Origin of the sequence: Sphingobium lactosutens (assembly GCF_013393185.1) — a bacterium.
GTDB classification, from domain to species: Bacteria; Pseudomonadota; Alphaproteobacteria; order Sphingomonadales; family Sphingomonadaceae; genus Sphingobium; species Sphingobium lactosutens_A.
The window spans coordinates 39459-58492 of sequence record NZ_QJQX01000085.1 but is presented as its reverse complement, the minus strand read 5'-3'; the positions used below and the strand labels follow the sequence as shown (position 1 = coordinate 58492).

At 61.8% G+C, this 19034-nt stretch carries 16 protein-coding genes and 1 pseudogene; all 17 read right to left on the bottom strand.

Going from position 1 to position 19034, the window contains the following annotated elements; all coding sequences use genetic code 11:
* Nucleotide 1 precedes the first annotated feature (1 nt).
* The 17 genes and pseudogenes from DM806_RS26310 to DM806_RS26230 all read right to left on the bottom strand — a co-directional run bounded on the left by DM806_RS26310 (nt 2) and on the right by DM806_RS26230 (nt 19034).
* Nucleotides 2-2776, bottom strand: coding sequence for a conjugal transfer protein TraG N-terminal domain-containing protein (locus DM806_RS26310; RefSeq protein WP_179046102.1), 2775 nt, complete (start codon nt 2774-2776; stop codon nt 2-4).
* 12 nt (nt 2777-2788) lie between these two features.
* The gene (locus DM806_RS26305) at nt 2789-4189 is read right to left on the bottom strand and encodes a conjugal transfer protein TraH (protein WP_372859818.1); all 1401 of its coding nucleotides are present in this window, start codon (nt 4187-4189) and stop codon (nt 2789-2791) included.
* A 65-nt stretch (nt 4190-4254) separates the two neighbouring features.
* Nucleotides 4255-5040: a conjugal transfer protein TraF gene (locus DM806_RS26300; protein WP_372859816.1), complete on the bottom strand. Its 786-nt coding sequence runs from the start codon at nt 5038-5040 to the stop codon at nt 4255-4257.
* A gap of 55 nt (nt 5041-5095) precedes the next feature.
* Nucleotides 5096-5965 (bottom strand): annotated as a pseudogene (locus DM806_RS27915) (conjugal transfer protein TraN); the annotation flags it as partial.
* A gap of 1937 nt (nt 5966-7902) precedes the next feature.
* On the bottom strand, nt 7903-8652 hold the full coding sequence (trbC, locus tag DM806_RS26290) for a type-F conjugative transfer system pilin assembly protein TrbC (RefSeq protein ID WP_179046099.1): 750 nt from the start codon (nt 8650-8652) through the stop codon (nt 7903-7905).
* A 34-nt stretch (nt 8653-8686) separates the two neighbouring features.
* Nucleotides 8687-9706: a conjugal transfer pilus assembly protein TraU gene (gene traU, locus DM806_RS26285; protein ID WP_179046098.1), complete on the bottom strand. Its 1020-nt coding sequence runs from the start codon at nt 9704-9706 to the stop codon at nt 8687-8689.
* A complete protein-coding gene (locus tag DM806_RS26280; RefSeq protein ID WP_179046097.1) occupies nt 9703-9972 on the bottom strand; it encodes a hypothetical protein in 270 nt (89 codons plus the stop codon). The genes traU and DM806_RS26280 overlap by 4 nt, the downstream gene beginning before the upstream one ends.
* Nucleotides 9972-10628 (bottom strand): type-F conjugative transfer system protein TraW, encoded by a 657-nt coding sequence (traW, locus tag DM806_RS26275; protein WP_179046096.1) that lies wholly within the window; start codon nt 10626-10628, stop codon nt 9972-9974. The genes DM806_RS26280 and traW overlap by 1 nt, the downstream gene beginning before the upstream one ends.
* Nucleotides 10625-11161 carry a S26 family signal peptidase gene (locus DM806_RS26270; protein WP_179046095.1) on the bottom strand — a complete coding sequence of 179 codons (537 nt, stop codon included), beginning with the start codon at nt 11159-11161 and terminating at the stop codon, nt 10625-10627. The genes traW and DM806_RS26270 overlap by 4 nt, the downstream gene beginning before the upstream one ends.
* A complete protein-coding gene (locus tag DM806_RS26265; RefSeq protein ID WP_179046094.1) occupies nt 11142-11792 on the bottom strand; it encodes a TrbI F-type domain-containing protein in 651 nt (216 codons plus the stop codon). The genes DM806_RS26270 and DM806_RS26265 overlap by 20 nt, the downstream gene beginning before the upstream one ends.
* Nucleotides 11785-12120, bottom strand: coding sequence for a hypothetical protein (locus tag DM806_RS26260; RefSeq protein ID WP_179046093.1), 336 nt, complete (start codon nt 12118-12120; stop codon nt 11785-11787). Before DM806_RS26260 ends, DM806_RS26265 begins: the two co-directional genes overlap by 8 nt.
* Before the next feature lie 5 nt (nt 12121-12125).
* Nucleotides 12126-14708, bottom strand: coding sequence for a type IV secretion system protein TraC (gene traC, locus DM806_RS26255; protein ID WP_179046092.1), 2583 nt, complete (start codon nt 14706-14708; stop codon nt 12126-12128).
* Nucleotides 14708-15499: a TraV family lipoprotein gene (locus DM806_RS26250; RefSeq protein WP_256869522.1), complete on the bottom strand. Its 792-nt coding sequence runs from the start codon at nt 15497-15499 to the stop codon at nt 14708-14710. Before DM806_RS26250 ends, traC begins: the two co-directional genes overlap by 1 nt.
* Nucleotides 15496-16365 carry a DsbC family protein gene (locus tag DM806_RS26245; protein WP_179046091.1) on the bottom strand — a complete coding sequence of 290 codons (870 nt, stop codon included), beginning with the start codon at nt 16363-16365 and terminating at the stop codon, nt 15496-15498. Before DM806_RS26245 ends, DM806_RS26250 begins: the two co-directional genes overlap by 4 nt.
* On the bottom strand, nt 16352-17668 hold the full coding sequence (locus DM806_RS26240) for a TraB/VirB10 family protein (protein WP_179046090.1): 1317 nt from the start codon (nt 17666-17668) through the stop codon (nt 16352-16354). The genes DM806_RS26245 and DM806_RS26240 overlap by 14 nt, the downstream gene beginning before the upstream one ends.
* The gene (locus DM806_RS26235; RefSeq protein WP_179046089.1) at nt 17668-18471 is read right to left on the bottom strand and encodes a type-F conjugative transfer system secretin TraK; all 804 of its coding nucleotides are present in this window, start codon (nt 18469-18471) and stop codon (nt 17668-17670) included. Before DM806_RS26235 ends, DM806_RS26240 begins: the two co-directional genes overlap by 1 nt.
* Complete coding sequence (locus DM806_RS26230) at nt 18471-19034, bottom strand: type IV conjugative transfer system protein TraE (protein ID WP_179046088.1); 564 nt, start codon at nt 19032-19034, stop codon at nt 18471-18473. The genes DM806_RS26235 and DM806_RS26230 overlap by 1 nt, the downstream gene beginning before the upstream one ends.

The window sequence follows — 19034 nt, the reverse complement described above, 5'->3', positions numbered from 1 at the left end:
CTCAATCGTCTGGGGGTCGGCTCTGGAAGAACTCTCGCCCTGTCTGCCGACTGACATTGCTTTCGAGATCGCTGGCCCCTTGGATATGCCCTGCGCGCCCTGCATATGCCGTAGTCTTGTCGTTCGCGTAGGATTTCTCGCCCTCTGCGATGATTTTGGCGGCCGCTTCGGGGTCACCCAATTCGGGTCCGGTTGCTAACCCGGCGACACCTTGGGGATGGTAGCTCCTGCGCACATCGTCAAAGCCACCGGTGCTTCGATGCGGCACCTCAACAATCTCGGGTTCATGAAGGCTCCCCTGCACCTCTGCTCGGATTGCTTCCTGCTTATCGCTCATCCACCGGCTGATCATGCCATCGCGTGCCGCGCGTTGATGGTCGGTCAGCTCCGTGGCCCAGAGTTCCGGTGCATCTAGACCCGGATTGTTCATCTGTTCCTGTCGATACCACTTCGCCAGTTCCTGACTGAGATTTTCGCTGAGCTGCATCCCGTGCGTCTCAGCATAGCTCGCGTCGCGAGAAAGTTGCTGCGACAATTCTTCCAGCTTCTCAGCTGATTCCTGATAGGACCGTGCACGCGAGAGAGCATCTTCGCGGCCTAGCGACGATGAACTGGTTGTTGATGCGCGAGCGAAGGTCCCGCCCTTTTCGTATGTTCCATCCGACATTGAGGCGTTGTTGCCGGTCGAATGCTCATCGCGGACGCCACTGAACGAATTGCTGGACTCCTCGCTAGACCGCGTTTCTTTGAAACCTTGGCTGAGAAGATCATTCTGACTCCCAGTAAGCGCGACGCTTCCACTTAGGCCCGAACTAAGCCCCGACTTACCGCCTCTGCCTCCCAGGCCAAGTTGGCTGCCCAAGCTGCCGCTGACCTGTTCATTGCGATTAGTGGTCCAATCTCGCCCCCGGCTTTCCGACTGCCCAAGTGCGGTCGAACTGCGCTGATCGATACCCGACGAACTGCTGCCCGATCGCCGGTCGGTCTGCTCGATCGACGTGCTCGAACTCCGCCCCACGCTGGTATCCCACCCGGACGATCGCTCTGATGAAATGCCGGATGCACTGCGATCCGTGTGCGTGCTGGTGAGAATGTCGTTTGCAGCCGCTCGGTACGCCTGAGCCTGCCGATGCGCCTCATGCGCCTGCTCCCGCATCTCCGACACAAAGCCGGTGTTGGCCGTTGGAGTAAACGAAAGCCGGGAGATAGCGTGCGAGGTATCAATGACCTCCTGCCCATTGCCGAAGCTCGATACGATCCCGCCATTGTCATGCCGCCAGCTGGAGGCAGCGCTCCCCGCCTGATAGGAAGCTGCTGTGTTCCACTGGTCACTTTGGCGCATGTTCGACGTCTGATTGGCCCAGCTTACATTGCCGTAAGCATAGTTGCCGGTTGTTTCTTCCAGCGCCGCTGCTTCGGCCGCATTCTGCGCGGGCGCCAGCATCGACATGGACTGCCCGGCAATCGACATGGCTCCGCGCGCCAGACCCGCAGCGAGGAATGGCACGCTCATCAGCATGAACCCGGCGATGGTCGCGGTTTCCACGTTGACCGCACCGATCCCGGCATAGGTGCCAAGCGTCATACCGCCCTTGGCAACGCCCGTGGCGGCAGCTTCGGCTCGCGTCATACAGATCATATGGAGAATGACATAAAGCGGTCCCCAGGCTGCCAGATAAAAGAACCCCGTCGCATAGCCCTTCAGCGCCGACAGCCCGGTCTGTGGCATCAGGAAGAGCGGGAAGATGACCGGGAACATGGCGAAGAACACGACCGTCAGCACGACGTTGAGGATCGGCACCCATGTCATCGCCTGCTGCGCGATGCTGTTATAGGTGTTGCGCGCCTGGATATCCGCACGCGTCTGCGCGAAAGCGTCGATCGCGCTGCCGCTCATGTTGGTGCGCGCCTGCATGAACGCATTAATGGCTGTATTTTGCCGCATCGTCTCGACAAAGCCGTCGCTTGATTGGGTGAAGGCCTGGTTGACGATTGGCAGGTCACTGCGGAGCTTGGCCTGCGCCACCGCTTCGGAGAGCTTGGGATAGAGTTCCAGTCCCCAGATCTTTGAATTGGCTTCGATCATGGACGTCCATTGCGCATCCAGCATCGAGTAGGCTTGCCTACAGGTCACGATATAGGGTGTGACCGTGCCGCCGCTCCTCTCGAGCCATTCCTGCGACCGGGATTCCGCGTCGGAGGCGATCGCCGCCCAGAGGTTGGTGGCGTTGGCGAGATCCGTTAGCGACTTCTGATAGAGCATGATGTCGCCAAAGACGCACTGCTTCATATAATGGTCGAGATTGGCAGAAAACTCGGCATCGCGAATGTTGAAATTGCGCGTCGCGTCGAACAGGCGGGCACCATAGATCAGGCCATTGCTGCTATAGTTGAGCGCGCTCGGGCTCACGAACACGGTTTCTGCCGTGCGGGTCAGATAATCGCCGATCTGGGTTGTGAAGCTCGCCAGCACCCCAAGCCCCAAGGGCACGTGGGCGACCGTTGCGGGCGCAAGGCTCGGATTAACCCGATCGGTCACCTTGATATCGACCGTGGGCACCATAAGGCAGAGGTAGATGGCGGTCGCCTGCAGGAACCAGTTGAGCCAGGCCTTATAGTTGAGCGTGAACGCCACTACGAGCAGCGAGTAGATGAGGCCCATCACCATGATCACGCGGATCAGGGAACGATAGCCGCCGCCTCCGGTCCAGGCGGACACCGCGTTGAAGATGTTGACGAGATATTCCCCGCCGCCGACCGTGAAGACCTCCAGCATGGTCCGCGCCCCTTACCGGACGCCCTGGGCGCTCAGCCCACGCGAGAAATTGAGCGCTGCCGCCATTCCAGGCGACATCGTGTTTTGCAGCGTCGATTCCAGGAACACGCTCCGGTTGATCACCTGATAGGTGAGCTGGAGCTTGTTGTTGAGCTTCACCTCGCGCTGCCCGAACTTCTGCCGTGTGGCGGCGATCTGCGCCTTCCACTGCTCGGCGGTCGCCTGGTCCGCCGTCTGGTAATGGACCTTCGACTGCTCGACCCGGTCAAGCATATTATCAAGCATGGCATTGAGGATATCGACCGCTACAATTTCAGATAGCGCCTCTATTTCGCCGTCGGTCAGCGCATTATGCGCAAAGGCCTGCACGGTGAGAATCTTGTAGAGCGGGATCGTTGCCATGTTAAGCAGCTGCTTTTCCGCCGCGGTCAATGTGCCGTTGGTCCGAGCCTTGATGCTCATGTCGCTGATCATCCGCCGGATGCGCGGCCGCAGGGCCGAAGACGCGGGAACCGAGAGCCTGGTCTCCCCCACATCATAGCAATCGCTGTCATTGCATTTGAGTACCTTGACCGCTGGCGCATTGTCGGTGCCATCGAGCAGGGCGGTCACCACGGCTTCTTCGGCCGGGCCAAACATGACCACCTTACCGCCGACGCTCGAATCCGCGGACGGACGGGTGACGATGGTGCCTACCAGCGTCATCACATATTCGGAAAAATCCTGGTCGAAGGCGCCAAATTTGGCGGATTTCTTGAGCGCCTCCCAGGTGTAATTGTGGTGTTCGCCGACGAGCTGATCCTTCATCGCGGTATCGCTGTTGCCCGCGATCGTGCTGTCCCGGCTGCCGCCATTGTTGCAGCCCTGGCGCGACGCGGCCCAGTCGGAGAAGACGCCCTGGCTGTTCCCAACCGCTTCGCAGATGGTCGCGCGGGTCGTGTCCATCGTCGGCCAGATGCCGCCGACCAGCGCCTGCGCCGTCTCGCAGCTCGAAATGTTCATTTGGTTGAGGAGCTGCGCCTTCTGGCTGAACTCGTCCATCACTTTGCCGATCTCCGGCGAAACGGAGTCGATTGCGAGTTTGAACGCGAAGCCCAGTGCATTGTTGGCGGTCGCCTTGAGCATCGCCACGATCTCTGACGCATTGATGAAGGAGAAAGAGCCAGCAAAAAGATCGATGCCGCCGCAGCCGGCGCGAGCGCTTGGAAGCTGGAGGTTGAAGGGTGACACGCTCTTTTGCGGAAAGCGGGTCCAGACATTGCCGAGCGAATAATAGCCAGCGGACTGGCCCTGAAAGGCGGACGGCCCGGTGACGTTAGCCGCGCCGCCCGCTTCGCTGAAGAAGCTGTTCATTTCCGAAGCCACATTGGCATTGGCGACGCCAATCACCGCAAGATGGGTGGCAGCTATTATGGCGGCCGCCGATCCCGCCCCTGTGAGGAAGAGGCCGAACCGGCCGGCCTTGGTGCCCTCTGCCATCAGAAGTCGCTCCCCACCTTGGTGTTGGTCAGCATGAAGATCCGGTCCATGATCTCGTCGCCCGAGAGGATGCCAAAGCCCACCGGGATGGCGCGCTTGGTCGCGGTGTCGAACAATACAAGCGCTGGCGTCTCATTGCCCGGCACGCCCATGCGGGACCGCTGCCCGGTATCAACGACATAGTTGGGGAAATCACGGCTGGGTCCGCCGTCCATGGATACAGCCATCACCGCCATGCGGTGGCTGTCCGCGACCGAACGCAGGATCGGCGCGAATATGTCGCAGGCGCCGCAGCTCTGCGCGTAGAAATAGAAAAGCCCGTACCGCTGGCCAAGATTGGTCAGCACCGCATTGCGATCGGCCTTACGGTTGTCGAGCCAAGCCCGCTTGCCCACCGTGTTGACGGGGCGTTGCAAGGTATAGTCGAGGTCCGGATTCTGCCAGAGCGCGCGCTGCCAGGTGTCCGAGAAGGTTGAGGCTCGGTCCAGCTGCTCACGCTGAAAGCGGACATAGGCGATCACATTGTCCTCGGTCGGGTCGAGGATCGCCTTGGCCTTGAGCTCATTCAGTTCCCTGGTGATCGCTGCCATGCGATCGGCCGCACTCGCCTGTGGCGCTGCCGGTGACTGTTTCTCCGGAGCCTTGGGTTTGCTGCAATAGAACCACTGGCCGAGCCGGCGTTCACCGCAGTAGAAATCATTGTCCGGCCGCTGGGTGTCGGCATGAGCACCCGCGTCCTGTGCGCGCACCGGCGCTGCGACAGGGGAGAGGGCCAGCAGCAGCATCAAGAGCGTTGCCGGGGTATTCATGCGTGATTTTCCCCGACCAGATGTCCAAAAGTCACTGACTATGCAGTTCATAATAGTCCTGTATTTTCTGTTGAATGTCGTTCATCGTCTCGATTTCGTCAGGCATCCGCGCGGCGTTCATGAAGTCGGAGTAGACGTCGGTGAAGTCCATCACCGAGAGATCAAGGCGCGAGAATTCTTCGACCGTGAAGCCTTCGCACTGTTCGGACTTAGGTTTGCCGAACGGTTTGTTGATCTGCGGTCGACCCTGTTCCTGAAGAATGCGCGAGAGCTTGCTCTCAAAACAGCAATAGGTCTTCCGTTTGGTCTTGCAGACGCCGAGCACGCTGCTCGAGCAATAGCTGCCCACGAAGGTGCAAAAGCCCATGCGATCCTTCACATCGAGCATCTTCTCATCGGTCGAGCAGAGGAAGGTCGTGAGGAACTGGGTGGCGACGCCGGCGAGAGCCGCGACATTGCCGCTGATCGCACCAGCGAGAGCCGCGCCGCCGATGCCGAGCGGCAGCAGCCCCGAGACCTTGCCCGCGCAGCAATTGACGACGCCGAATATCGGCTTGTGGCAGGTGTCCCGGGTCCCGGGAAACACATGCATGTCATCGGGGTCGAAATCCTTGCCCGCCGTGTCGATCGCGTGCAGCGCCGTCAGCGCATCCTCGAACTCGGTCGATGCCTCTCGGCTGATCGCTTCGCAGTCTCCGTTGATGCAATAGACATCATCGCCGCACACATATTTTGGGGGCTGCTGCACCATTGCGCCCGGTACCGGGCAGCGATAGACCTTCTCCATCATCTTGCACCCATCGGCGGACGGGGTCTCGTCGAGACAATTATCATATTTCCAGCTGCACTGCGGGTTGCCTTGAAGGGCGCCGCAGTCATTTTGCGGATCCTGCGTAGAGCAGCTGCCGTCTGGGTTGCTGTTCGCGCCCTTAGGGCATTGCTGGTGTGACGCGGCGGGCTGGCTGTGGGTTCGCGAGCATGTCTGGCCAGAAAGGGTGAAATCGGCGGGACAATAATAGATGGGCGGCGCAGCGACGGTCGCCGTGCATTGTGAGCCCGAAAGGACAAAGCCGGTCGGGCAGGCATAGATGGGCGTCGCTGCCTGGTCTTCCGTTCTGGTGCAGGTCGTGCCGCTGAGCGAATAGCCGGTCGAACAAGCATAGACCGGCGTGCCCGGCAATGTGTCGGTTCGCGAACATGTTGTGCCAGTGAGGCTGTAGCCGGAGGGACAAGCATAGCTCACGGATGCCGCGATCTGCTCGTTCACATTGCAGGTTACGCCCGAGAGGTTCCCGCCGGTCGGACAGCTATATTGGACGTTAGCCTGTTTATATTCGGATTTGACACATGTCTGGCCTGACAAGGCGTAATCGGCAGGGCAGACATAGGTGACCGAGGCTCCGGTCACATCGTTGTGGTAACAGGCGGTGCCCTGCAGGCTGCCGCCTTGCGGGCAGGTATAGGTGACAACGCCGTTCTGCACGACGTTCGATACGCACTGATTATAGGCGGGATCGAAGTTCCACGCGGCGCTCGGACAGGTATAGGTCGTGAGTGGCTTATAAAGACAAAATGTATCGCCCGACGCTTTTTGCTCGCGCAGGAATTCGATACTCCCGGGATTAGTGCCGGTGGGCGCGCATTTCTTGCCAGCGAATTCCGCCTTGCGCAGCACGCAATAGGGACCGCCGCCCCCGAACATGGTGCCTGGGTTGTAGTAATAATAAGGACAGGCATAGGTGGGCGTGGCCGAAGTCGTGTTGGTGGTGACGCACTGGCTACCCTGGACCGTTCCGCCGCTGGGGCAGCTATAGGTGGCGGTCGCCTGATAATTGGCGCTTTGGGAGCAGGTTCCGTTTTCCAAGCTGTAGCCGGTGGGGCAAGAATAGCTTTGCGTGGCGGGCTGCGTCAGCTGGCGCGAACAGGTGGTGCCATTTAGGGTCCAGCCTGGCTCACAGCTATGTGTCGCGGTGGCGGCATAGCTGAAATTGCGCGAACAACTCGTGCCCGATAGCGAATAGCCGCTCGGACAGGAGTAGCTCGGCGTTGCGCCGGTGGTGACGGTCCTCTGACAGACTGATCCGGCCAGGCTGTAGCCGTTGGGACAGCTGTACCCCGTTTGATTGGCATTCTCGCTGAGGGTTCGGCTGCACCTGCTGCCATTGAGCGTCCATCCTGCCGGGCAGCTATAGGCGCTCACATTGGCCGGCTGCGTCTGCGCACATTGTGCGCCGCTCAAGGTCCAGCCTGCCTCGCAGCTATAGCGGACGCTGGCCGGAACGGTTTCGACCGTGGAGCAGGTGGCGCCGCCAAGCGTCCAACCAGGGGGGCAGCTATAGACGGTTTCCGATGGCACCGAATTGACGACAACCCCCGTGTCGCAGGTGGCGTCATAATAGATCTGGCTTTCTTCCGCCGGCAGGGGCTTGCACTCGCCACTGCCGCCGCTGATGCTCTCGCCGCCCAGCTGGGTGGAGGGATCATTCTCGATCGCCGACGCATTGGCCGTGACGGCCTGGAGCTCGTCACCTGGAAAGGTGGGGCGGCTTTTGTTGGCGTCGGTCGCAATCTGATAGGCTTCGCTCGCCCCTTTGAGAGCATGGGCGTCATTGGCGAGCCTGTCGGGATTGCTGAAATAATCTGCCTCGAGCAGGTCAGTCCCCTGGTAGCCCGGCACGATCATGGCTTGGGCGTCATTCTTAGGAACCCGGGCCTCATCGCTCCGCATCGCGTTGCCGAGGGACTTGCCCTCTTCGCGCGCTTGATTGGTGGTCATCTGCGCGCGCGTGGGCACGGCAACGCCGAGCAGCACCAGGGCGATGAGCGAGGCAAGCCGCTTCATGGCCGCCCTCGCTTCATGTTCGAAAGCGCCACCGCCGCGACCCGGGCGCCTGGCCCATTGCCATCGACGAAGCTTCCCAAAGCATAGCGCACGGTCACATTGCCGGTCATACTGTCATAGGGCGGCAGCGGCGTTGTGCAGTGGAAACCCGAGCAGGGGTCAAAATCCGATGATACTGCGACATAGGTCGGCACAGCCCGCACATCAAAGGCGCGGAACAGCCGGGGATCAACGCCGATATTGGCGAAGTCGCTTTCATCGACGGCCTTGGCGAGCGCGGCGGCGAAGCGCTTCATGCTGTTGTCGGGAAAACCGCGGAACACGACAATGCCGCCCGCCTTGGCCGTGTCGTGGACCATCTGCTTCAATGACGCCGGCGGCATGGAAAGGCTGGCAAAGGCAATGAACTGCGGGGCCTCACCCGCTTTGCCGTTGAGATTGGTGGCGGCGCCGTTAACGATGTCGTCAAAATCTATCGCGCCATCAGGTCCCTTGGGAAGATCGCTGGCTGCGATGCGACGCATATTTTCAGTGCCGCCCTCCTGTACCGCCAAGGCATCCGCGCGGAACGCGTCGCCGCGATCCTTGACGTGATCGACGAACGCGGCCGCGTCGTCTTCAAGCCCAGCAGCCCGCCGCTTGATCGCCTGAATGTCGATGCCCTCGACCGTCTGGCCAAGCAAGGCAGAGATTCCGCCGACGCCAAGCAGCACTCCGATGCCGACCCGCACCCAGGAGGAGCTCATCGCGCGCTTCTCCCGCCGATTAGTGACAGCGCGATCAGAAGACACAGCAATTTCTCTTTCTCCACACGAGATAGCCCATATCCTCGCCTCCGGCGGGGTAGGCACGCCCGGCGCCGGGCGGCATGGTGGATGCGCCGATCGAGGAGCAGGCGTAGCGGCCCGACACGGTCGGGATCGGGTTCACCATCTGGAAGCGATATTGCTGCTTGCGCATGATCGGCATCACATATTTGCTGCACAGGCCCTTGGAGCCCATGGTTCCCCAGGCGAGCGCCTGCCGATGCATCTTGTAGGCAAAGCGCGAAAGCGCGAGGCGCGAGGATTGGACGTGGCCGATCGAGGACGGAATGTTCCCGTTCATAGGGTACATGGCTCCCTGGCAGCCCGCGCACCAGAACAGCGTGTCGATTGGCATCGCGGCGGTTGCGGTCACACAGTCGGCCGCGCAGGCAGCTTGCGCGACGGGATTGGCAAAGACGATGGCTTCGGGATTGATGAGGCCGGAGAGCGCGTCATCCTGCCAGAGCGGATCGACCTCGGTCATATAGGCGATGTCGAAGCTTGCCTGCTCGAAGCAGACGAAATCGGTCAGCAGCTCCATCCAATAGAGTAGCGGATAAACATACCAATGGACGTGCCATTTGGCGGTGCTCTGCGATCGTCCCCCGACCATGGAGGGACCAGCCATATAGCCCTGACCGATATCGAAGCCCGGCGCGATGCGCACACCGCCCAGATTGGGGAAGCACCAGGGCTTCATGGTGACATCGGCAAGACGCGCCGGTTCCCAGAAGCCGACCGAGATACCCACGCGCGGGATCGGATCGCTGCAGGCGCAGATCGGCGAGGAGGGGTTTGACGCGTCGGGCCGATTGCCAGGCCAGATTTTGAGGCCCCCGACGGACAAGGGGAATAGGCAGGACCAGCAGACGTCCGTGATCGGATTGACGAACTTGCCGTTGCAGGTGGGCGCTGCCTGCGCCGCTGGCGACAGAATGGATCCGAGCAAGGCGGCCCAGACGATCAGCAGGACGGGGCGGAGGAGCCGGGTCATTGCACCGGCTCCCGCAGATCGAGGATCGCACTGTCCGCGCGCTGCTTGGCGACCCAGTAGATCACGCTCTGGATCAGCGTCAGTGCGATCAGCGCTGCGGCGATGCACGGGGCAGCTTGGCCCAACAACGCACGCAGCGGTACGATCAGGCTGACGGATACAGCGGTGAAGAGGCACAGGAGCTGCCAGCCCAAGCGCATGCGCCGAAGGCGGCGCGTCTCTGGCGCTGCCATCGGTGTGCGCAGCAGGTCTAGCCAAAGCGGCATTAGCTCGTCTTCTCTTTGGGAAGCGCAATCTCACTTACGCGCATGACCTTGCCCGCAGGCTTCACCACTGCCGGGACATGCTCGATGCCGAACCTAGTCGTGAGGCGCCCTTCCTGATCGAAATAGAAGCGGCGCTGGCGGCGGGTCATCTCGTCAATGGGTGACCCGGCAACAAGGATGAGCTTGGCTTGGGCGTCGCTATAGCGCGCTGTTGCCCATGCCATCTGTGCTTCATCGTCGCCGTCGATGAACACCAGCTGCTGGGCGAGGCTCACGAAATCGAGCGGATTGATGCGCTGCCCGGCGGCCGCGATGAGCTGGCCCTTCAGGTCGCGAATATCCTGCTCCAGCGTGACGGTCGGGTCAAAGTCCCATGACCGTGGCTGCTCAGTCTGTGTGATGCCATTGACCGGATGGGGCCGACGCACCTTGGCCTCTGCTCGCTTGGCGAACTGCGCATTCATCCGCGCCAGCTCGCCGGTGGCTTCCGCCCGCTTCAGCCGAGCTTCGATCGTCGCGAGCAGATCGGGTTCGATGATGGGAAAACTTTCTCCGGCTTGGCCAAAATCCTTGGCCTGTCCCCGCATCGGGCCAACGGTGAACAGCGCGCTAAGGAGTGCAGCCGCCCCAGCTATACCTGCCAGCGTCGCCCTCATAAGATCGGAGAGCCCGTGCCGATGATCTGCCGCGCACAGACAAAGCCGATATCCGCATAACGGCTATCGAACCCGTCTTTGTGTGCTGTCCCGACATAGTAGCAGCCTTGCGGTATCGGCCCGGTGGTGCCGGGCGTCAGCATTTCACCCCAGCGCGTCTTTGGTTTCATGTGGGCGACTGGCTTGCCATTGATGGCGACGGTGGCGCCGTCATGGCTGACAATGTCGCCGGGCATGCCATAGACCAGCTTACCGAAGGGCTGCGCCTTGGCGCCAAAATGCCGGCGGACCAGCGCCGTTTTCGGCGGGGTGAAGAAGACGTAATCGCCGCGCAGCGGGGCCGTGGCTCTGTGGATGACGAAAGCCCAGTTCGGCAGAGAGTCCGTGCGGTTGATCAACAACGCATGGGCGTCACGCCATTCGCTGATCGCCCGATAGCTGCCGAGTGTCACCAGGCTGAGCCCTAACGCGCCCCAGAGGCGCCAACGCGGCTGCCAGCTTGAGGGCAGCGCTTCACTGGTCGCTTGCGCCATCATAGCCTCCAAAAGCCGGGACTGGCGCAGAGCTGGCATGGAGAGGGGCTAAGGCCGAGGCGCTGGCATCCTCCGACGTCATCGCGATCGGGGCAGCTGGAACTGCCGGCGCCGGGGCGGCGGTGGGGGAGGATAGGGCAGCTGTCTGCCGGGCCAGCGCCTGCATGTCTTGAGCCGACGCCTGGCGCGGATAGGCGATCCCCGAGGCATAGACGGCCTTTTCGATGCTGTCGGTGATGTCTGGCACATTTTTGGTCAGCACAGCTTCTCCGACCATGATGATCTCGCCTTTGTCGGAGCGTCGCTGCACCTCCTTATCGAGCGCCGCCATGAAACGGCGCATCTCCCCCTCGACCTGGGGAGCCGGCGTGGCGGAACGGGCTTGCGCCTGCACATAATCGCCCACGATCGCGGAGAGCCGGGCGGAGACGATATGGTCCTGTTTGGGCGTGACCAGCGTCTTGGTCACCCACATTACCCAGATGGCGGTGCCCAGGACGAGCGCGCCAGCAGCGATCTGGGATCGGCTGAGACCGGCAAACCCTGTCTGTCGGCGTCGCTGTAGCTGCGCCGCGGGAGAGGCAGTAGCGATGGGGATGTGAGGCAGGTGGAGTTGGTCTTGTTCAGACATGGATATGGCTCCTGCACGCTGCGCGGCGCGGCATGATCGAATGGCGGCGGAGAAGAAGGAGGCAGGCAAGCAGGCACAGTTGGACACCGCCCAGCAGCGCGAAGAAGGCAGTCGCGCGCCCGCGATCGGCGGCCATGTAGCGCGAGGTCAGATTATGCAGCTGGTGCATCAGCCCATCGAAGCTGAAGTCGCCCAGCATCAGGAACAAAAGGACAAGAAGGCCCCAGCTCATCAGCAGCGTGGATGTGATCGTGCCCGTGAGGTGCAGCAGACAATAAGCGGTGTGCCGCCAATCGAAGGACCGTGGCTGTTCGAAAGGGATCGCCATGGCCGTCACTCCGCCGCTAGGGCCAGCGGCGCCGCGCTGCCGCCGGTCCATTTGTCGGGGCTATTGGGATAGGCGATGCGTTCGATCGCCTCCTCCATGGTGAGCCCATCCTGCATCATTCTCTCGATCGCGGCGAAGGTCTTCGGGCTGGAGGAGAAGAGGGTGGCCGAATAGGGGTCGAGCACGAGGCGGCCAACCGCCAAAGTGTCGGGTCCCTTGATCATGATGTCGGAATATTCAAAGCCGTTGCGCTTCAACGATCGCAGCAAGGCGTCGGTATAATCGTCCATCTCGAAGCGATCATGCTTCTTGAAGTCGGCAATGGTTTCCGGCTTCTGCTGGAGGATCACGAACCAGTCGCTATTTTCCAGCGCAGCAATGGAACCTGCCGACTTATAATAGTCGTTGAGCGACTGGGTTGCTGTTACCAGAGACGCGCCATATTTCCGGCAGGTGCGTGCATAGGTTTCGATAAAGTCGGCCATCTCGCCACCACGCAACAATTGCCAAGCTTCGTCCAACAACAGGGCTTTGGGGACGGCGCGATCGACCTTGCGCATCATCTGCTGCGCCATGAACATGATGGCGGTCAGGACGACGCTGCGCAGTTCCTCGCGGGTGGAAAGATCCGAAAGCTCGAATACGGTCAGCTGCGCTGACAGTTCAAACGATGCCTCGCCCTCGAAAAATTTCCCATATGTGCCCTTCGATGAGAAGGGCCGCATGGCGAGGGCGAGATTGGTGGCGAGCGCATTGCCGGTCTGCTCGAGCGCCCCAATCACCGCGTCGATGGACCCGTCCCGGCCTCGGGCTTCCCAGACTTCATTGACGGCGCCATCGATCAGCCCGCGTTCGGTGTCATTGAGGGTGTCGATATGCCGGGCCATCTGGTTCATGATCGCCTTCAGCATCGCCATGCAGTCGAGCAGATAGTCCTCGTCGCGCGCGGCGAGCTCGGCATCGATCATGCTGAAAGGATTAAGGCAAAAGCCCGACGACATGGTGAACTCGACAAAGGCGCCGCCCTGGAGCTTGGCGCTATGCTCAAAGGACCGGCCATCGTCGATCACGACCACGCGCGCGCCCGCGCCGCAGAGTGATGCGCAGAGTTCCTGAAGCGCAACCGATTTGCCCGAGCCGGATTTGCCGAACACTGCGACATTATGATTGCCCGCGGCATTTTCGAAGGGGGACCAGAAGAATGGCTGCCCGCGCCTGCCGATCAGCAACATGTGGGGCACAGGGCCGCCCAGATATTCGCCCTGGATCGGCGCCAGGTTAGCTGCGGTGCTGGTGAGGTGAGTCCGCATCCGCTTCATGCGCATGAGATCCTTGGACAGCCCGTTCGCCATCGTCATCGGCATGGCGCAGAGCAGGCCCATGATCTGGAGATAGCGATCGTCGAGCAGATCCCAGCCACAGGCGCGGTAGAGCGATTTTAGGACCCGTTCATTGGCATCGCCCTTGCCCTGGGGCGAAAAGGCGGTGACGCAATAGAAGAGTTTGACAAGCTTGCTGCCTTGCTTGAGCTCATCATTTACCCGCGCCCATTCCTGGCTCTGCTCCTTGAGCTGGGGCAGGAATTTTGCCGATTTGCTGTCTGCAAGGCTGGTGGTGCGCATATATTTCAAGCCCGCCTTGCTCGATGCGGCCTCCACATCGGGAAAATCGATGCAGAGATTGGTGGTGACGGGGCAGGGCATGCGCAGCTTGTCGGTGAACATGTCGCCGATGAGGCGGGTCATGTCCCAGGGCGCCCAGCGCTGGGGGAGGTTGCGTACAGAAAAGGAGCGAACGTCGAAGGTGTCGGGGTAGATTTCGCCGATCTCGGGCGTGCCGTCGACCTCCTTGCCGGTCGGGCGGAAGCGCTCGGTACGCAGCAGGATTTTGTCCGCCTCGATCCGCATCTCGATGTCGCGGCGGATGGATTGGTCGGCAATGCTGTCATAGGGGCTGTAGCTCACGGCATCGTCGCCAGGCGCGGTGGTGGGCGAGGTGAGATCGTCGATCCAGGCGATGAGCTTCACCGGGTCCATTTTGCGGGCGGTGACGTTGATCGAGGCGAGGGCGGAGATCATCCCCTCCATCACGGCTATAATCTCCTCATTGGACACGCCCGAGGATTCCGGCGTGGAATACGAAATCGCCACGCGATGATCACGCAGATAAAAGGGCGCGTCGGCCGACAGCGAGGACCAGACGCCCTCGGTCAAAAATTCGACCCGGTGCTTGGCCATCCGCTCATAAACGCCGCGGGCAAGATAGCGGGGGACATTCCATCTGGAGAGATGTTCCCCCACACGCGGCGACATCCATTGGTGGAACTGGAGGCAGCCAGGCGTAGGAATGGCTTCGGAGATGAACTGCGATAGGATCTCGCCGGTGCGTTCGTCCGCCCCCACCATCGGCGCAACCTCCAGCACAAAGCCGCGCGAGGCGCTGTTGTAGAAAATGCCGGTCTTGGAATCATAGCTGCGATAGGGGAGCCAATGGGCGAGCATCGGTACGGCAATGTCTGGCCGATCCGCATCTGGCTTATCGCTATCGCCGAGCATATTGGCCATCAGGCGCTGAAATAGTCCTGGCATCAGTTGTCCTCCCCAACCGCTGCGGGGAAGGAGGCTGCCTGCACGGTCGTCCGAACAGCGGCGGTTGTCGGCTGCTCGGCTGCAGATATTGTGGACTGCCCGCCCGTAGATGGCGCGACATCATCGGTCGCAGACCGCGGCGAAGGCCTCAGCCGCCCTGCGACCTCCGCCTTGATGGCCGCGACCGGATCGGCCTTGCGCGCCCGCGCTGCCGCCACAACGGCGGGGTCGGGCAAGTTTGGATCAACCTCCAGAGGCGCCGCCTCCTTGCTGGCAACTGCTTCAGCGAGGCTCGGCATGTCCGGTGCGGCGGACATCGCAGTGCGGGTCGGCGCTGCGTTATCGTCGGTCGATGTCAGCCATTCGCCTTGAGAAACGACGGCATGAACAGCGCTCGCCTCGTGCAGCCGCCCGCGCGCATCAATATGGGCAGGAAAGACGATCCGCAGCACCCGCTCATTCGAGCGGCCGGGCGTCGTGCTGACCGGGCCGCGCACCGGCTGAACAACAGCGACCCGCGCCGCCGATGTGCTTTTTGCGGTTGGAGGTTTACCCTCTGGCCGGTACGTCCCGGCGGGTGCCGGCGTGGCCGAGGGATCCTCGCTGATAAGGCGAAGGGCGCGATCGTCGATTACGGCGCTCGGCGCACAGATGCCATCGGGGGCCTGGCAGGCAAAGTTGCCCTTGATGTTGCCGCTAAGGCCAACGCAGCCGGACAGGGTGGTGATGGCGAAGAGACCGACGAGGGCCTGCGGCCAGCTAAAGGGGCGTGGCTTATTGGGGCTCATCATGACCGGCCTTCCTTCAGCCATTTCTCGAGGAAGGGCCTCGGCCGATAGCCCTCGAGCACGGCGCCATCGCTGCGCACGATCACGGGCGTGCCGTTAAGGCCATGTTTGCGCGCGAAGGCTTCATTGGCGTCGAGCCCGCTGGTGTCGCAGACGGGACCGGCCTTGATCGGCTCGCCGGCATAGGCCGCGTGCAGCGCTTCTTCCCTGTTCTTCGCGCAATAGACGCGGTCGGAGAGATCGCGGCTGCCAAGCGAGGAGATGGGGCGCTCGATCACGCGAACGTTCATCGCGCGCAGCACGGTAGAGAGCGCACGGCAATAGCTGCAGCGAAAATCGGAGAAGACGGTGACCGAAGGGGCGGCGCTATGGCCCCAGACGATCGCGCCCTCCTTGGGCAGTTCGGCGAGCGGCAGGAAGCGCGGGGAGTCGGGCACAACATTGTCGGCGCGCGCAGCGCCCGCTGCTGCCTTCTGCACTTCGCCGCTGGTCGCCGCTGCATTGGCGGACGCAGCAGCGCCCACCAGCATGTCCGGGTTCATTTCGAGCAGGCGCGCCGCGGTGATGTCCTGCCGCGTTTCCATGTCATAGACGCGGCCGATGATGAGATAGCGCGCCGAGCCATCCACATAGAAGAGGTTGGAGCCGGCGGTCACTTCGCACAGGCCCCGGATCTTGGTGCAATCGACGCCGCTCACCGCTGTCTTGGGGAGCCGGGTCTTCAGCAAGCCACGGACCGCGCTGCTCTCGTTGCTAACGTCAGCGGCAAGGGCGAGGCTGGCAAGGCCAACGCAGGCGGACGCGGCGATGACCACGCGCGAGGGACGGACAAGCCCGCCCATCCGGCAAATAAGCTTAGTTGCGGACATAGACACCCTCCAGGAAGACAATCTCGACATCGATGCCGGTCGGCATCTCGATCACCGGCTGATATTGTTCGGCCCGTTCGATCAGATATTTGGACACCATGTCGCCGGTCTGGGCGACGCCCTCGCCAATGCCGCCTTCGAGAATATCGCCGGTGGAAAGCTTAGGCCGTTTGCCGTCGGTTGAGATGTTGGTGCCCTGGAAGATGCTGTTGCTGTTGGCGGAGAAGCCCCGGCCAAAGCCGCCCATCATGCCGGCGAGGAATGCCTGGGTGACCAGCGACCCTTCGCGCGACACCACGCGACCGCGCACGCCGGTTTTGCCCGCAAAGGCGATGAAACCCTTTACCTCTGACACAGCATAGCGACCGCCGGGCTGCGGGCAGGTCATCTTCTGGAGCTTCACATAAACCTTCTCGCTAGAGAGATCGCCGCGCGCCGCGCCATTGACGAGGCAGCCCTCGATCTTGGTCGTGAGCAGCTTGCCGTTGGCGAAAACCGAGCGCGCGGGGCCCGTGACGCGCAGGACTACGGGCAGCGGATCGGTTTGGCTGTTGACCCCGGCGCTGGCATCAACGCCAACGATCACGCGCGCCCGCGCAAAGCTGTTGGGCGGAAGATAGTTGGAGCTGTCAGTATAGACGGTGTTGCCCCGCTCGACCTTGGAAGCCGTCCCGCCCTCGCCACCGGCGAAGCTAACCATCTTCACTTCATTGGCGCGGGTGATCGCTAGAGGCGTGCCCTTGCCTTCGGGCGCTTCCGGCCGCTGATAGGCTTGCGTGCCGCCCGGCCCGTAAAGGGCCGTCGGCCCTGCTGCTGGCGCAGGCCGGGCTTGCGAAACTTGACGGCGCAGTTGGTCATTCTCAGCCTGATAGGCAGAGAGCACCCGCTGCCCGTCGGCCTGCATGGCCTGGTTCTGTCCTTTCAGTGCCTCCACCTGCGCCGTCAGCGCATCCATGCGTTCTTGCTGGCTGCCAACGGCTTTGAGCTGATTTTCCTGGGCTTGAAACTGGTTCTCCGACATCGCCATCCACTCCTGCTGGGAGAGGTTGCGGTTCACGAGATCCTTGGTGGAGACATCGACATCCGTGACGCTGCTGGTTTCGACCTCGTCCGCCGTTTTGTCGTCGCTGAAGATCCAGAAGCAGGATGCGATGAGGCCGACGCCCGCAACTCCGGCGAGCAGGGTCATTTGCTTGCGCCGCACATCCTCATTGGCTTGAAGATCGGCCGCGACCGGCGACACGCCGTCGCTTGGCGGAATGGTGGATGTGGCTTTACGCGAAAAGAGATTGGCAAGCGCCATCATGGCCTCCCATTTTTCGATACGAGATAGGCGGTCGTGACCTTGCCTGGAGCGAGCTTGGGCTGGGCGATCGAAACGGCGAGCGCGCTGGCTGGCGCGACGGTCGCTTCATTAAGTTCAATGGGCGCTTTGCCCTTGTTCTCGATGCGTAGCACCTTGCCGGTAAGATCGGCGCCGCGATATTCCGCGATCATCTGAACCTTTAGGTCGCCTACATAGACGGGCCGCGGCGAGCGCTGGAGCATGTCATAGCCGGCCGTCGCGCCGCCCGCATACATGGCCTGCATCAACTGCACGGCGGCTTCCTGGGGATCGGGCGCCCCGTCGCCGGGTGCCGCTTCGGCCGCCTTCTCCCGCGCAATAGCGGGATTGGAGACGAATAGCTGCACGGCGTCGTCGCCCCCGATGCGGCACGCGAATTTGTAGACATAGCCGCGCTTGCTGGTGCCGAAAAAGGAGAGCATCGGCCGCTTGAACCCGTCGGGCACGGAGAGATAAATGTCGCCCCGCACGGGCTCATTCACCACCGAGAAATCGTCCGTGCTGTTGCCGGTCGAGATTTTGGAGACGCTGGCAAATTCGTCTTCCACCAGGCTGATGCGGGTCAGATCCTTGGCCGAAGCCTGGCAATCGACCTGGGCACTATCGGCGGCGACGATATTTTGGTCCGCCCAAGCGGACGGCGTCGCCAGCGCAGCGGCGATCAGCAACAAGGACGCGCCGATCGTCCGGTGACCGATGCATGGGCGCGGCAGCAGGGCGGCGCCCGTCGCGGCGCTGCCGAAGGCAAAATAGGACATCATCAATCCTTGGCTTCTTCTTTTTCCACGACGCCGAAGCCGATCAGCTTCAAGCTGAGGCCTGAATATTCCCAGTCGTAACGGAAGGTGCGCGGCTGCCTGGACACCACCTTGCTGCCGACGATTGTAGTGAGATCGCCGCTCACCTCCGAGTGAAGGTCGGCGGGATCGAGCTTCATCGACTGGATGGTGAAGAACTGCGCAATCGAGGACCCGCGCTGTTCCTCCACGATTTTTAGGAGATCGGCCTTGATCTTGCCGTGGACGCGCGGCGCTGTGATATCGAGCACTGCATTCATCCAATAGTCGAGATTCTGCGGGCTGCGATCGAGCGTCAGCACCACGACATCGCGCGTGATCATCTCGAGATATTCCCGGCTGACACCGGCGCTGCTCACCGTCACTGGAGAGCTTAGTACAGGTTGCAGAATGATTTCACGGTCGCGTGACATGCTGATGAACACCATCACGAGGGCGAGACCGCTCAAAGCGATGCTGGTTGCTGCCAGGATGTTGCGCTGGCGCAGGATGCGCTGCGCTTGGGAATGTTGGAATGAGAGGTCCAT